Source organism: Limosilactobacillus coleohominis (assembly GCF_016901675.1).
Taxonomy (GTDB): domain Bacteria; phylum Bacillota; class Bacilli; order Lactobacillales; family Lactobacillaceae; genus Limosilactobacillus; species Limosilactobacillus intestinavium.
The window spans coordinates 1-14,832 of record NZ_JACJKU010000043.1 but is presented as its reverse complement, the minus strand read 5'-3'; the positions used below and the strand labels follow the sequence as shown (position 1 = coordinate 14,832).

13 protein-coding genes and 1 pseudogene are annotated in these 14,832 nt (G+C 38.6%); 2 read left to right on the top strand and 12 right to left on the bottom strand.

From position 1 onward, the window contains the following. A partial coding sequence (locus tag H5975_RS05200; RefSeq protein ID WP_204785170.1) for a hypothetical protein occupies window positions 1-306 on the bottom strand: 306 nt, incomplete at its 3' end. 494 nt (window positions 307-800) lie between these two features. Then, entirely contained in the window at window positions 801-1,700 is a 900-nt protein-coding gene (locus H5975_RS05195; RefSeq protein ID WP_204785169.1) for a replication initiation protein, read from the bottom strand. Between the two features lie 174 nt (window positions 1,701-1,874). Between H5975_RS05195 and H5975_RS05190 the strand changes: the two genes are divergently transcribed. Together H5975_RS05190 and H5975_RS05185 are read left to right on the top strand one after the other, a co-directional pair. Beyond that, window positions 1,875-2,468: a DUF536 domain-containing protein gene (locus H5975_RS05190; RefSeq protein ID WP_204785168.1), complete on the top strand. Its 594-nt coding sequence runs from the start codon at window positions 1,875-1,877 to the stop codon at window positions 2,466-2,468. A gap of 91 nt (window positions 2,469-2,559) precedes the next feature. Further along, on the top strand, window positions 2,560-2,757 hold the full coding sequence (locus tag H5975_RS05185) for a hypothetical protein (protein WP_204785167.1): 198 nt from the start codon (window positions 2,560-2,562) through the stop codon (window positions 2,755-2,757). A 2-nt stretch (window positions 2,758-2,759) separates the two neighbouring features. On the opposite strand, the gene H5975_RS05180 is transcribed toward H5975_RS05185, so the two are convergent. The 10 genes and pseudogenes from H5975_RS05180 to H5975_RS05115 form a co-directional block, all read right to left on the bottom strand. Next, window positions 2,760-4,868 (bottom strand): replication protein, encoded by a 2,109-nt coding sequence (locus H5975_RS05180; RefSeq protein ID WP_204785166.1) that lies wholly within the window; start codon window positions 4,866-4,868, stop codon window positions 2,760-2,762. Between the two features lie 291 nt (window positions 4,869-5,159). Continuing rightward, window positions 5,160-5,480 (bottom strand): replication protein, encoded by a 321-nt coding sequence (locus H5975_RS05175; protein ID WP_239473153.1) that lies wholly within the window; start codon window positions 5,478-5,480, stop codon window positions 5,160-5,162. Then, a complete protein-coding gene (locus H5975_RS05170; RefSeq protein ID WP_204785171.1) occupies window positions 5,470-5,664 on the bottom strand; it encodes a hypothetical protein in 195 nt (64 codons plus the stop codon). The genes H5975_RS05175 and H5975_RS05170 overlap by 11 nt, the downstream gene beginning before the upstream one ends. 34 nt (window positions 5,665-5,698) lie before the next feature. Further along, window positions 5,699-6,070: a replication associated protein gene (locus tag H5975_RS05165; RefSeq protein ID WP_204785164.1), complete on the bottom strand. Its 372-nt coding sequence runs from the start codon at window positions 6,068-6,070 to the stop codon at window positions 5,699-5,701. After that, a complete protein-coding gene (locus H5975_RS05160) occupies window positions 6,063-6,323 on the bottom strand; it encodes a type II toxin-antitoxin system RelB/DinJ family antitoxin (protein ID WP_204785163.1) in 261 nt (86 codons plus the stop codon). Before H5975_RS05160 ends, H5975_RS05165 begins: the two co-directional genes overlap by 8 nt. 158 nt (window positions 6,324-6,481) lie before the next feature. Then, window positions 6,482-7,069, bottom strand: a complete 588-nt coding sequence (locus tag H5975_RS05155) for a tyrosine-type recombinase/integrase (RefSeq protein WP_003672430.1) — start codon at window positions 7,067-7,069, stop codon at window positions 6,482-6,484. A 932-nt stretch (window positions 7,070-8,001) separates the two neighbouring features. Continuing rightward, window positions 8,002-13,662, bottom strand: a complete 5,661-nt coding sequence (locus tag H5975_RS08765; protein WP_239473152.1) for a YPDG domain-containing protein — start codon at window positions 13,660-13,662, stop codon at window positions 8,002-8,004. 161 nt (window positions 13,663-13,823) lie between these two features. Next, a pseudogene (locus tag H5975_RS05125) lies at window positions 13,824-14,057 on the bottom strand (arsenic resistance protein); the annotation flags it as partial. A 62-nt stretch (window positions 14,058-14,119) separates the two neighbouring features. After that, window positions 14,120-14,422: an ArsR/SmtB family transcription factor gene (locus tag H5975_RS05120; protein ID WP_016497301.1), complete on the bottom strand. Its 303-nt coding sequence runs from the start codon at window positions 14,420-14,422 to the stop codon at window positions 14,120-14,122. A 136-nt stretch (window positions 14,423-14,558) separates the two neighbouring features. After that, window positions 14,559-14,832: hypothetical protein (locus H5975_RS05115; protein WP_275086945.1), on the bottom strand; the 274-nt coding region annotated here is incomplete at its 5' end.

Sequence of the window (14,832 nt, the reverse complement as noted above, 5' to 3'; positions counted from 1 at the left end):
GTCAAAAGTCATTTTACACTTATCAAAGAATTGATCTGGATTCCCTGGTAATAGTAATAATGCATTATTTGGATCATATGCTGTATCGTTATCATAATTACGCAATGCTTCTGCCGAGGCATATATATGTGAAACTACAAGGCCCATACTTTCTTTTTTAGTAAGCCAACAAACATCTTTCCCGTAAAGTCGTTCACTTTCTTCAAAGACTGCTTTTTTCATAAGACCAAACCTATAACTATCACGTTTTGTATTTCCAGGTTCTGGAATATATTTATTTGCTTGATCTACTAACCTAATTTCCATTTTTGAATATTTTTTACCTACAACATTAAATAGCCCTTCTTTTGCATTGAATTAACACATATTCGCCAAAATCAATAAAAAGTAACCCTGATTCTGGCAATTTTGTGTTAATAATTCATACTTTCAATATGTTGTGGTTTATTACTAAAATCGTCTATATATAGTGGTTTGGCTAATTTGTGTTAATATATTTCACTTTTGTGCAATTAACACAGATCAGCCAATTTTTTTAGTCCATTGTATTTGGCGGATTTGTGTTAATAACTGGCGAAATTGTGTTAATACTTGGCGGATTTGTGTTAATAACTGGCGAAATTGTGTTAATAACTGGCGAAATTGTGTTAATACTTGGCGGATTTGTGTTAAAAGAGATTCGCAACCCCATGTCTGCCAACGGATTTCAGCCACGTAAAAGAGTATATAAAAGAGTATATAAAAGGGTATATAAAAGGGTATATAAAAGGGACGTGTTTCCACGTCCTCTTACAAACACTTTATTTTTTTGTTCGTTTTGCTCGTAATTCAGCTAATAGTCGTTTTGTTTCAGCCATCTGCTGTGGAGATGCCGGTTTTATGTCAGGCTTATAATCTTTTCGTGCCCATTCAGGTAGTTTTTCTGTAATCTTACCGCGTTTTTGACGTTCTTCCTTTGGAGTAACTTCCTTACGTTGAGACACTGTTTCCTTTGTCCACACAGCTTTAAAAGCAACAATTGCAGCTCCACGGCCCCGTTTAGGAACAGGTTTACCAGGATAATCTATTTCAGATTGCCGAATGGGGGTTAGTTTAAATCCAGGGATTAAAGCTGGTAATTCGCTATTAATGACATCTACAACCCTACTCATAATGTGATAAGACTTGTAACTTTCGGGAATTGCAAGTAAATACCGAAATTCATCCATGCCAAATCTTCGAAATCCAGTTGTCCGGAATTGTTTAACTAGCCGATACATGGTCTTAGAATACGTGCTCTTGAGCCCTACAAACTGTTCTAGCCCAAAAACGGTCCATTGGTCTAAATCATTAAATAAGCTCTTAAAACGGCTGTTAACGGCTATAGAAACGGTCTGTTTTGATCGACTAATCGAATACATATTAAACAAAGTAAACCTGGTAATAGTATCACCATCATCTATTTTGGCATTTAACTGGAGGAGTTTATCATATGTTGATTCCAGATCTGCCACTAGTCTTTCAGTGCTGCGATGATACGTAGACAGCTTTTGTAATTGCTTGAACGAAAGGGTGATTGTTTCAGATCCCCGATCCCGAACTTGAGCTGCAATACTGAAAAACAAATCCATTTCAGTAGGATTGAATTTACGAAGTGGAATACTATTCAGACGGTTCTTATATTTAACAATGCTCCGGATTTGTTGCGTTTTATCAGCCATTTTATTTACTCCTCACGTTATTAACACACCAAATTTAAAATGTGTTAATAGTATACATTTATACTTTACTCCGATTTATTAACACGTCAATGTTTAAATGTGTTATTTCATATGGAAAAGAGTATACTAGATACCGAAAACTAGTAACTAGAAACTGGAAACGAGGTATTCGATATGGCAGATAAATCGTACACTATCAAGGAATTGGCAGATAAAGTACATGTAACCAAGCCGGCAATTCGAAAACTAATGAATTCTAGTTTCCGGAAACAGCACACGTCAGTTTCTGGAAACCGAATTTTAATTGACAATGATGGTGCGCAAGAGATTATTAACCATTTCGAAAACTCCACGTCGGAAAGTAACCAGAAACCGAAAACGGATACTGAAAACCAACAAGCGGAAACCAAAACCAAAAACCAAGAAGAACCGCACCATCACAACAAGAGTGATGGAAACAACGAGCTGATTAAAGCTAAAAATGACCTTATTAATGAGCTGCGAGATCAGCTAAAAGCCAAGGATCACCAAATTACGGATCTTCATAAATTAATGGACCAGAACCAGCAGTTACTCTTACATACCCAGGAAGAAAATAAACAGCTATTATCTCTTACTCACGATGATAGTTTCAGTAAAGAGACTGACAATGTTCGTGAAGCAGAATATAAAGAGTCACAACCTGATCAGAAACCAGAAACGGAAACCGAAAATCAAGTTACTGAAAAGCACGATAAAAAGCGCCATTGGTGGAATTTATTTAGTTAATACATTATAGTATTTCATCAAAAGAAAGATCATCTGCATTTTATTGATATTATTAAACGGTTTATTTTTTATTTCAACGTGTGAATATACCATGGCTGTATTTCTCATCAAGGGAAGAATGTTATTGGGACAAGGGCAAGGTGAGTTTAAACTATCTGCATTGCAATTATTGATGAGCTTAGTAGCTTTGTTTGCTAAGTTGATTAATGATTGGGATGGGTTGACTGAGAGAGCAAGATGGCGAAAAGCACTTGTTCTTCCTTTAGTGGGTTTAAGGATAGCTGGGTAAATCTAAAGTTCATACTCATCTTCGGCTTGTTTCTTGAGTGATTGTTTAGTTTGTTGACTTGTCTTTTGTAATTGGTCGTTAGTAGCAAATAAAATTGCCTTTTTTAGTTTGATACCTGGATCATTCATTAACTTTTGTTCTTTGCGATAGTCAAAGGGTTTGTCAGAGTTTTTAATGTTTGATAGGTCTAAAGAGGGGCTATGTTGTGAAGTTGGATTACTTTGCTGATTTTGGGTTGGCTGGGTTAATGCTTGTGTTATTTGGTTAATAAAGTTTGTGGCTTCGGTTTTAATCTTTTGGAGAACTTTGGTTGTGGTGTCCATGAGGTATTTTAGAGTTTGGCGTAGGTGTTGTTGACGTCCAGTGTCAGAAATAACTGGTTGAGCTGTTTCATTGGGGTTTAGTAATGATGAGTCAACTTTGTGTTCAGGGGCGTTTTCAGCAATGGTATCGACTAATTGGTTTTTGTAGTCGTTAATTTGGTTTTGTACGGTTGTATTTTCATTCTGGAGTTGCTGATTCTGGGTGGTTAATTGTTGGTTGGTAGTTGATAATTCAGTCTTGGTAGTACGGGCAGTAGTTATCTCTTGGTTTAGGTTATCAAGTTCATCTTGATAGTCTTGTTTATCTGTTTCCCAATTATCTCGCTCTTCTTGACGCCAGGAATCTAATTCCTGTTCCATTTGGGTTACATTAGCTTCGGTTACTGTAATTGGTTGATCGTTATTATCGAGTAAGTCGTTTTGGTCAATTTCTTGTTGAGCGGCTTTGATACGCTGGAGCTTGCGCTGCCTAATTTGTTCTTCAGCGTCGCTAATCTGATTTTGCAGGTTTTGTAATTGTTGGCGTTGATGGGCTAATTGTTGGTCCAATTGCTTCTGTTGATTTTCGGCGGCTGTTTGTTTTTCTTTGGCAGCGTCAGCGTCCTGGTCAGCTTGTTGTTTATCCTTCTGAGAGCTTCTAGCAGCCCTTGTAATGTCGTTTGCCATTTCTAAGGGTGAAAGGTCGTTACCGTCTTTATCGACTGCCTGGTGGCCTGTAGTGGCTTCGTAGATGCCCTTTAGGTTCTGAGTGACGGTTGCTACTTGTGACTGGACATCATTCTTTTGGTTAGTTAAGTTATCAGCTTGGCTTTGTAGTAACTGAACTGCTTTTTGGTGGTCAGCGATTTCCTGATGTTGAGCTTTTAACTGTTCCATGGAAAGACCAGTTTGTACGGTTTTATCTTCCTTGGTTTTACGTTCAAAATCGAGGATCTTTTTATCTTGCGGTACCTTGTAAGTCTTGTGCAGTTCAGTTTCCAGACATTTTAAGGCGTACTGGTCCATATTGGCTCGAAACCATTTCGTAGCGTCACGTCCGGAACAGTATTTACCTGTAACGGCGTGATGGAGACTTACTAAGGCCTGATTGAGTGAATTAGTCACGTGAGCGGCTCGCTTTTTACCGCCTCTGGTCATGCCAAAGGTAGCTAATTCATAATGAATGTGAGAGATTCCCATTTCATCATTATTGGTGGCGTAGCGTCCTCGGTGTAAATAATCGCCAACATTAACTCGTGATTTATCTTTAAGTGTCCACCCAACATTGTTATTGGTGGCTTTAATTAAGGCTCGATTGAAGCAGCCATAAAACTGCTTGGCAACCGCAATATTATCTGGGATTGGTTGGTTATTTTGGTCCTTTAATTTGAAAACTAAGTGCGTAGTACCGTCCGGCAACTTTTCTTCCTGATAGGAAGTCTTAGGACAGAATTGTTGCATTAATTTACTTTGAACTTCCATATTACCGATGGTTAATACAGCGGTCGCCTTCTTTTTCCGTTTTAGGTAGTTTTTAACACTGCCGTATTGCCGTTCTGCGTGTCCCTTTTCACGTTGATGTTTATCGTGTTCCTCAACATAGTCTTTGAAATGTTCATTGTTCCATTGGTCGATTGCTGCTCGTGTTTTCGGAGATTTATCATATTGATTAAATTGAGTTTCGCTGAACACAATATCTTGGTTAGTGTGATTAATCTTTTTATCATGTTCAACGTGCTTTTGAATGCCAGAATAACCGTTCTTATCCTTGGCTTGTAAGTCAGTTGTTACCGTGCATTTAATCGACATATTATCATCACCCATATCGTAGTTTTGCTACCATCATTGTAACATATTCGGTAATAAGTAAAGTGGTTAACTTATCCAATTTACTAGCTCCCTAGACAAAATGGAGTAACCCCATTTTGTCGGTCGCTCTTCCGAGGGAATTAGGAACATATTTCCTAATAACCATTGATTTAATTTTCAAGATTACATTTGAAAATTAAATATTACCTTTTATATCCAAAAGGTAATGCCAAAATAAAAATTCCCAATGTCTTTCGACAAAGGGAATTTTATTCAAAACAGCATCAACAATTAGTTGCTGTGTTTTGAGCCATTGGGTAATTCATTGTTATTTAATGGATTACTTCCCAATGGCTGCTTACGATTTTGTGTAGTCGCTTCTTGTTTAGCTTTGGCTAAAAAGACATTCACAAAATCAGCAATATCTTTCCGAGAATATGGCTTCTGTTTTTCGCCAATTTCGGATTGAATAACATCATCTAACACAGACTTAGTATTGCTGTTATTCATTGATGAAAGCATAATAGCTTCGGCTAATTCAGCTTTCCATTTTAGTTCGTTTAAGGCTAAAACATCAGCGTCATGCTTCATCTGCAGTTTTTTATATTCCATATCTTCCGGAACCGTGCGGCCACTTAACTTCTTGGCTTTCAGTGCTTGCCACCGGGCAATGCTTTTCGGAGACATCATGGGCAAAACTTCTTTCTAACTGAATAGTTTCTTGTTCAAATTCTTTTTGGAATTTCTGATTTTGCAATTGCTTGTTTAGGTAATCATTTAATTTGATATTACTCATCGCAATAACTCTTTCTTGATAACATTAACGTCAATTAAAATAGATCGGAATGAGTACCGATACCCACTAAATAAACGATTTCTTGGTTAGTTCGAATATATAGCAACAAATGGTCGCCATTATGACCGTCAAAGTGAAGGTCTAATCCTTTAATTTCGACCTGATTAAGGGAACCCAAACGATTCTTAATTTGGCTTTTTTGCTGTGCCGTCAAAGTAATTGAGTGTTCGTAAAAATAATCGGGAATTGGTTCATCATTTAGAAAGCAATTAATTACATATTCCCATGGCGAGCGATGGTCATCTGGAAATGGGACCTCTCCATGGAAAATACTATGCCAACGTGGATTCTTCTTTACCTTTTTATGCTGCTTCTTAAAATGGTTGGTTGGGATAATTTTACTCATCTAACAATTTCTCCAGTTCATTATAAGAAGAAGCGCCTTTTAGCTTGTGTTCGCTTAAATCATCAACTGCTTCGTTAATTGATGACATGGTTTCTGCATTAGGAATCCCCCAATACTTTGGTAGGCCATCGTTAGCTACAGAAGATAAGGTCATACGAATAAAACTAGAAATGGATAATCCATGAGCGGCCAATTCTTTGCTGGCTTTTTCTTTAACGTCAACTGGAATACGACTATCTACTCTTGCGTCCATACTAATCACCTCATCTATATTGTATGACAAATGACACACGAAATCAAAAATGGAACATATTTGATATTCTACTGCGCTACCGCTTGCTGGACTCGTTAATCAGACCGGTTTATGACTAAACCTAACCTGATTAACGAGTGAGATTATGGGGTTACTGCTTAATCAAACTTAACTTCATCGAGCATCTTTTCACGGCTAACCTGGTCTAGTCCCAGATATTTTAAGGTCATAGCTTCAGATGTATGGTTTAAAAGACTCATCACCAGGCCAATATTGTAATGGGTTTGCGTGTAAACTCGGTAGGCACCCGTCTTTCTCATGCTGTGGGTCCCAAGGTAGTTAATTCCTAGTAAGTCACCGGTTCTAGCCATGATTTTGTAAAACTGCTTTTCTGTGATATGCCGAGAATGGTCCCGTGAGGAGGGGAAAAGCCATTCCGATTGAATGTTTTGCTCGTTTAGCCAGTTAAAATAGTCGATTAAGTCTTGTTTTACTGGTTTAAGGTATAAAATATTAGGTTTTCCGGTCTTTTTATCGCGAATATAAGCATTTTTCTTGATGTCCCCATCAGTTTTATAGATTTCGTTGCGTCTGAGAGCCAACACATCACTCACTCGAAGCAGAGTGGCCTTGCCAACCTGGAAAATTGTGTAATTCCGGCGTCCTTCACGAAAATTATGGAGTAAAGTATCTTCAACTTCGTGGAGGACGTTGGTATCTTTGATGGGTAATACAAGCTGTTTCATAGTAATTTTTGCTCCTTATTTAGGGGCTACTTTTTGTATATATAAATTAAAAGCCCCTATATTCTGATTGTAGAATACAGGGGCTTGACATAGCAACATTCTTTAGGGGTTATTTATTACAAATAGACCCTACTTTAAAAACGATGAAAATTAATCTTTACTTTTTAGTTTCCCATTCGTTGTTATATATGGGAGGAATAAAGTGAATAATACAAAATTCATTTAAAAATAAAAAAGGGCATCTTTTCAGATGTCCCACCGGCTCGGTAATCGGGAGCTACCCGATTCCAATTTGCACACCAACCTTATCATTTTGGTCGTGCCTAATAAACACGTTAAAAAATCAATTAAAAAGATGATTGCTCTGATTCGTAAGATGATGAAATAATATTGCTACTTTTTCTGCGCTGACTTCGGTTGGCGCTTTTTATTCAGAAAACTTTATAACAAATAGGCTTGAAACATAAAAAGAAGTATTAGCTCTTGGAGGGAATAAGTTTATAACAGTAGAAAATTATTTGAATGCTTTTTCAAAGAAATTGCCTTTAGATACTGTTTCATTACCATATAAGGGATATGATAAGTGATCACCAGATATAGTTCTTAAACGAGAACTTGTTAGTTTAATACTTCCAATACACTGTCCTTTTTTATTGGAGCTTGTAATGTTTGAGTATCATTGGTTAACTTATTCTTGAAATTTAGGGAAGACTTCTAATCTCATGATTCGGGAATTATCAAAAAAGAGAACTAGACCAATAGCTAAAGTAGCTTAGTCTAGTTCTCTAAATTCTCTTCATCCTTACCGATTAACAAAGAGTCTAATTTACCAACAAAAAAAGGGCTGCTTACAATAAATACTAAGTAGTCCTTTTCATAGTTTAGACGAATCGAATACAGCACTTAAATATTGGGAAAGAAAATTATGTTATCTAGTTACGTTTCTTCTTCAATCCGCCTAAACCAAGCATTGCCAGTAAGCCAGCTAAACCTAATCCAGCTACAGCCGCATCATTCTTAGTATTACCGGTTTGTGGTAATGCTTGCTTGTTGTTTTGACCGTTGTCACCATTACTGTTGTCAGTAACACTAGTGTTTACGGTCTTGTTGCCATTACCGTTGTCAGTAACATTAGTGTTTACGGTCTTGTCACCATTACCGTTGTCAGTAACATTAGTGTTTACGGTCTTGTTGCCATTACCGTTTTGGGTACCATTATTGATACCGTTGTTATTACCTGGGTTAGTATTGTGGTTACCATTATCACCTGGGTTAGTATTGTGGTTACCATTATCACCAGGGTTAGTGTTATGGTTGCCGTCATCGCCAGGGTTGGTATTGTTACCATTGTTGTCAGAGTTCTTGTAAGTTACTTCTACAGTTACGTCAGCTGTATCAGCAGTTACGTTTTCTTCAGCAACTTCCTTAGCCGCATTACCATCAACATATGAGATAAAGCCGTCGAGTTGTGGAACATTGAATTGACCCCAATCCTTAGTCGAACCAGTTGCTAATGTCCAGTTACCATAGGAAATAACCTCATCAGTAACTTCATCTATGGTCTTAGTCCGGTTGAAGTTAACCTGCTGTGTTGTAGTATCAACCATTCTATCTGGGTTGTTAACCTTGATTGTCCGAGTTACGGTCTTGAACATATCAGCATATACAGGATCGCTTGGATTTACACCTGGATCATTTGGCTTGATATCCTTAGTAGCGTGAACAAGATGAATAGTAATTGTATCGTTTGCTTTTGGCATCTTGACACTAGTTGGTAAGGTTTGACCTTCAGCAAGCTTGTAGCCTTCTGGGGTAGTAAGATTTACCTTTTGATCAGTACCAGGCTGACCAGTGACAGTAACATCATGGCCCTCAACTTGCTTCTTGTCAGTCTCATCGTAGAATGTGTACGTTACTGTAGTGTCTTCAGTTGGTGTTGGCGTATTGTTCTTATCGTAACCAACGTAAACAGTAGTACCGTCAACTGGGTTGCCATCCTTATCTAATGCAGAAGCAGATGGAACAGCAGAAGCATTTACCTTTTGACCGTCATTGCCAATCTTGTAGTAAGAAGTGTAACCATCAACTGGTGTAATGCTTTCAGAAGCAAATTCGGTTGAGCCGCCTTGAGTAGTAAACTTGTCCGCACTCAACTTACCAGCTTCCCACTTACCATATTTAGCAGGATCGCCATTACCGTAGATAGTCATTGTCCGACCAAAGTCTAGACCCTGAGCCTCAGTTGTTTGTTGACCAGATACTGAAGTAGTCACAATATCACGGGTAACCGTCTTGAACATTTCCTTATATTCAGGTTTCGTTGGATCAACCTTGGTTGGATCAAGTGACTTATTAACGAAGACTTTAGCAGTTGCTGTGTTGCTTGAACCATCTTCATAGGTTACTGTTACTGGAATATCATATTCAGTAGCATCATCTGGAGCAGTAAATGTAATAGCACCAGAGGTCTTATCGATAGTTACAGTTACTGGGTTCTTACCATTCTTATCATTAATGGTCATCGTAGTTGTGCCATCATTAAATGCGTAAGTATGACCAGGAACATCTGTAACTGGTTTACTATCCTTAGTGAAGCTAGGAGAATCAGTATCTACAGAACTATTAGCCGCAACAGTTGTGTCGTTATAAGCTGGCATGTATTGATCAGCGTTATTCTTTACAACATTGATTGTTGCTGGAACGTCAAGGTAAGTACCATCATTGAAATTAATTCGTACAGTACCCTTTACACCGTCAGCAACTGTAGCAGTTGAAGGTTGACCATTTGGTGCCCATGCCATTGAGAAGGTCTTAGTAGTATCCGTACCTGGAGTGTAAGCAGCCTCTTGTGGTGTGCTTGGATCAACATTCGTACCGTTCCAGCCATTAGCACCAAGATCAGTTACGTCGATCAATTGACGGTATTGAGCTTGACTCAAGTTAGAAATGTCTTGGTTTTGATTGAAGGTTAGTGTCTGATTAGTAGTGGCACCCCAGAAATTGAAGAAGACGGTTTTATAAGTACTGAAGTTGGTAGACAGATTAAGCTTTTTAGTAACCGAAGGATCAGTAATCGTATAGTTCATCCGGTACATTGCTTCTGGGTTGAAAACACCGTTGTTGTTCTGAGCTAAAACAGTACCAGTACCAGTACCAAATTTGGTGTTTGGAGCATAGCCCTTTCTCCATTCGTACTTGAATCCACTAGCGTCGAAGCTATCAGTAGGATCAGTAGTATTTACAAACTTCGTTCCGTCGGCATTTAACTTGTAAACAATGGTCGTCCTGTAGTTACCATTGCCACTGGTGTGATCCCAATCGTAATAGACGTTAATGGTGTTAATCCGACTATTGTTAACATCGATATTAGTATTATCATTAGTCGTTCTGTGCAGGTTAACTATAGGAGAACTAAAGGACGCCGAGATTTGAACAGTTTGATCATTAGTGTCAATTTTATCGTGGATTTTGACAGGAACATACCAGATAATACCTCTGCTGCCGTCTTGATAGCTAATATCTACCGGAACAAGGAAAGGACCAGTAGTGGCATCCTTTGCTACAGTTACGGTTAATTCACCAGTCTTTGAATCAACAGAGGTAGTGACACCCTTTGGAGCATCAAAAATTTTTTGTTTGTAAATAATTGTCCCATCTGGCATCGTATCAGCATTCGTAACCGTTGGCATTTGGGTCTTAGTAACTGAGGTATCAGTTGTTGGACGCTCAATATCCATCGGAACGTAGTTTACTTTGTACTTTTGATTATCCTTAGTAGCGTGAACAAGATGAATAGTAATTGTCTCGTTTGCTTTTGGCATCGTGACACTAGTTGGTAAGGTTTGACCTTCAGCAAGCTTGTAGCCTTCTGGGGTAGTAAGATTTACCTTTTGATCAGTACCAGGCTGACCAGTGACAGTAACATCATGACCCTCAACTGGCGTCTTGTCAGTCTCATCGTAGAACGTGTACGTTACTGTAGTGTCTTCAACTGGAGTTACAGTAATTTGACCAGAATTAGAAATTGTCGTGCCATTGAAATCTTTAGAATAAGTAACAGTATAAGTTCCTGGCTTAGACAAATCATACTTTCCGTTATCATCTGGCTTAACGGCTTGACCATCTTTAGTGATAGTTACCGTAAAGTCTTTAGCAGTTAGTTGTGCTGCAGTATTATCCATTCTAACTGCGCTATCGGTCTTTTGATCCCAGTAGCGATAATTAGTTGGATCAGCAACTTTATTAACCATAGTAGATGGATCCCAAGCAGTTGGTGCCGTCTTAGTTGTATAAGTTTCATCTTGATTAAGCAAAATTACCGGTACAACTTCAAAATAAGGATGTCCCTTAGTTTCACCTTGTACTGGATTACCATTTTTATCAACCACTTTTGAACCAGTTTTACTTAACTGATACATGTAATATGGCGCTGGCTTGCCATTACGAAAAGCTACAGTGAATCCATGTTTAGTTAGAGACTTTTGATAATTATCAAGAAGTAAAAACGTATAGGTATAGCTGTTATAGACAGTATTCAAGTTAGTTGGCTTGCTGGCCTTATATACACCAGTACGCCCATCCCAGAAACCATCCATGAAGTCATTATCAAGATACACAGAAGGATCCAAATCAAATGGGCCTGGATTATCTGGGTAGTCATGAGTATAATTGTTATTTCCTACATTAACTTCTGGATAAATCTTGTCTTCTGTATATAATGGCGCATAAGTTGAAGATCTGACAACCAAATAACCAGTCTGTTGTCCATTTTCCCGAACACTAAATTCATTGTGATCCTCAATCTGGTCATTAGACTTCTTAGCAGTAGTGTTAAGGACAAACGGAATGACCAAATTGATTGCATCATTAGCTTTAACAGTTAAATTAACTGGCACGTCCCCTACCCGGCTCAAATCACCATCACTTGATTCAACCTTATTTAAAGCTCCAGTTACAGAACTAATATCATAAGTATTGCCTTGTTTGCTAGTAACTTTAACATCACTTATTCTCTTATCATCTGGAGTCAAACTAAATTCTTTTCCTGGCAGATACGGACTAAGGTAACCAGCCATTCTCAAAGTATAATTAATTGCCTGGTCTTGATCAGTATTGTTTTGATAGTAAAAATGAAACTCTAAACTATTTGGATCGTATGCACCAGCATCCTTATCTAATATGGAATTAAGCACGACTCCTGTAGGATTTCCTTTTTCTGCAGCATATGAACTAGCGTATTCCTTACCAGATGCATCCTTTGCAGTGAAGTAAAAGGTATACTGTCCAGTTTTAGATTGATTGTCGATTAGGTTTGAATTTGTACCTCGAGAGTTGTTATAAAAAGGTGTATCAACTACCTTTGTACCATCATAGCTAGGTACAATCTTAGATGGTGCAATTAGTGTTGTTGTATCAGCCTTGACTTTCGGAATCGGCAGGTTCATTTTTTCCGCCATACTCATCAGAATGTCAATGGTGTTGGCATTCTTAGCATCCTTAACTTCCTTTTGGAAGGCCGTAAGGACGGCCGGGGCAAACGGAGAATCCGTATGGAGGTTCGGCAACTTGGCCAGGGCATCCGCGGCGGCTGACTGGGCCGCGGCAAAGTTCTTGGTCCCCGCTTCCTTAATCGCGTTCAGAATCTGACTGGCCTTTTTTTGCGTCTGTTTGGTCGTGTTTTCGAATGCCGCCGCGTCGCCTTGCTTCCAGTCGTCCAGTTCGGTCGTTTGTTCAGCCAACAGTGCTTGGGCATCCGTAATTTGCTTTTGCAGGGCTGCCTTGTCCTCGTTGGAAAGGTTGGCGTAACTATTCAGCAGGAAGCCCGACCGGATCAGGGTGCCACGAGTCGACCATAGGTTATTCTTCGCCACCACCAGTGAGAGTCCATCCAGGGTTTTCTTCACAACCGCATTAACCTCAGCGTTGGTCTTGGCCGCATCAACGTCTTTGTTACCCTGTGCTTTAATTTGACTTATCTCTGTCTTCAGTTCCTGTCGCTTAATGACATCCTGGTGTTCGGAGTAGCTCTGAAGCACCCCCTCGAGTTGGAACAGGTCCTGTTCATCTTTGACGGCCTGAATTTGTGCTGGAGTAACTGTATCTAAGCGCTTGCCAATTTCGTTCAGGACCTGCTGTTTCACCTGCTCCAGCTGCTTCTGGTACTCCTCCTGCTTGAGGCTGTTGATCTGATTGACCACGTTATTTACATCGGATTGGGTGACGTGGTTCTCCGGGGTCCCTTCAAAGTTTTTCAGGCCGTCCAAGGCCGGGGTTGACATCCATTTGTTGACGGTGTCCTGGCCTTTCCCCGCTGTATCAGGTGTCTTAGCATCACCCGTTGTACCGCTCCCAGCTGGCTGAACTGGTTGGCTAGCAGCATTATCGCTTTGTCCTTCCGTAGAAGAAGCATTCGCATTCGTATTTGCTGCTGGATTACCAGATGTGGTTTGAGTGTTGGCTGAAGCACTCATTCCCATAAATGTGAAACCAATCAAAACCGAAGCAACTCCAATGGTTAATTTCTTAATCGTAAACCGTTGTTTCTTCGGTTCTTGTTGCCGAACTTGTTCTTTCCAATTATTCCTCGATAACATAATACACCCTCCTAATATTATTGATTCTACGCCCTCAATATAATACAACTCCTTGAATCTTTCAAACTTATTTTTCGTGGAAATCGTTTCTAACTGTTTCTAACTGTTTTCAACTGATAAACAAGTTGGTATATCTAAGTCTTCTAAATTTTACAATCTACCTTATCACGAAATACATCACCCATTTTTTCATAATTAACCTTAGTTAATGGCGGGTACAGCATTAAGATTAAGCCAATTGCAATCGGAATAGACGTAGTTCCCACTGACCAACTGTTGATCAACTTAGGCAAGGAAGGGAAAATAAATCCACTTAAAATTCCAAGTGACATAGCTAAAAACACCCATAGGGTCATGTAACGATCCATAAATGATAGGTTTTTCGACGTCTTCATATTAATCCCCTTCATATAGATAATTATCTATGTTTGCGGTAAAAATAAAAGGATTATCTTTTTTAATTAGCATCCTTACACATACAATTGTCAGTATTGGACAGCGTACGGGTTAAGCCGTTAATAATAAGTGCAGTCGTGTCTGGATTTAATGAATAGTAATGCCATTTTGACTTCTTACTTACGATGACCAATCCTTTATCCTCTAATACTTTCATATGATGAGAAAGCGTTGGTTGGGTAAAATCAAAGTGTTCAAGAATGTCGCAGGCACACATTTCACCACAGGAAAGCATTTCAAGAATTTTAAGCCGATTTGGTTCAGCAACTACCTTAAGCAAGTTAGCTAATTTTTGATAATCCATTTACGTTACCTCTTATATAGATGTGCATCTATATAATAGCCTATTATGTAATAGTTGTACATATTGCCATAAATAATGCTGTTTAAACAGGGGTGATTCAATAGAAATGGACCCTCTCGTCATCGCTTTATGCTTTTTATATAGACTGATGATTGTTTTCTTCAAACCATTTATTATGGATTCTCATGTATTTACATCTTTCCGGGTTCATAATGGCTTTATCAATTCTATATTGATTTTTTGTTACTTCAGATACAAATGACGATTGATCATTATCATTGAAAATTGGGTATCCATTTTGGTCAAAAGTCATTTTACACTTATCAAAGAATTGATCTGGATTCCCTGGTAATAGTAATAATGCATTATTTGGATCATATGCTGTATCGTTATCATAATTACGCAATGCT

Coding starts and splice junctions, on each gene's coding strand:
- H5975_RS05195 (WP_204785169.1), bottom strand. CDS start 1,700: ATGGCTGATAAAACGCAACAAATCCGGAGCATTGTTAAATATAAGAAC.
- H5975_RS05190 (WP_204785168.1), top strand. CDS start 1,875: ATGGCAGATAAATCGTACACTATCAAGGAATTGGCAGATAAAGTACAT.
- H5975_RS05185 (WP_204785167.1), top strand. CDS start 2,560: ATGGCTGTATTTCTCATCAAGGGAAGAATGTTATTGGGACAAGGGCAA.
- H5975_RS05180 (WP_204785166.1), bottom strand. CDS start 4,868: ATGTCGATTAAATGCACGGTAACAACTGACTTACAAGCCAAGGATAAG.
- H5975_RS05175 (WP_239473153.1), bottom strand. CDS start 5,480: ATGGAATATAAAAAACTGCAGATGAAGCATGACGCTGATGTTTTAGCC.
- H5975_RS05170 (WP_204785171.1), bottom strand. CDS start 5,664: ATGAGTAATATCAAATTAAATGATTACCTAAACAAGCAATTGCAAAAT.
- H5975_RS05165 (WP_204785164.1), bottom strand. CDS start 6,070: ATGAGTAAAATTATCCCAACCAACCATTTTAAGAAGCAGCATAAAAAG.
- H5975_RS05160 (WP_204785163.1), bottom strand. CDS start 6,323: ATGGACGCAAGAGTAGATAGTCGTATTCCAGTTGACGTTAAAGAAAAA.
- H5975_RS05155 (WP_003672430.1), bottom strand. CDS start 7,069: ATGAAACAGCTTGTATTACCCATCAAAGATACCAACGTCCTCCACGAA.
- H5975_RS08765 (WP_239473152.1), bottom strand. CDS start 13,662: ATGTTATCGAGGAATAATTGGAAAGAACAAGTTCGGCAACAAGAACCG.
- H5975_RS05120 (WP_016497301.1), bottom strand. CDS start 14,422: ATGGATTATCAAAAATTAGCTAACTTGCTTAAGGTAGTTGCTGAACCA.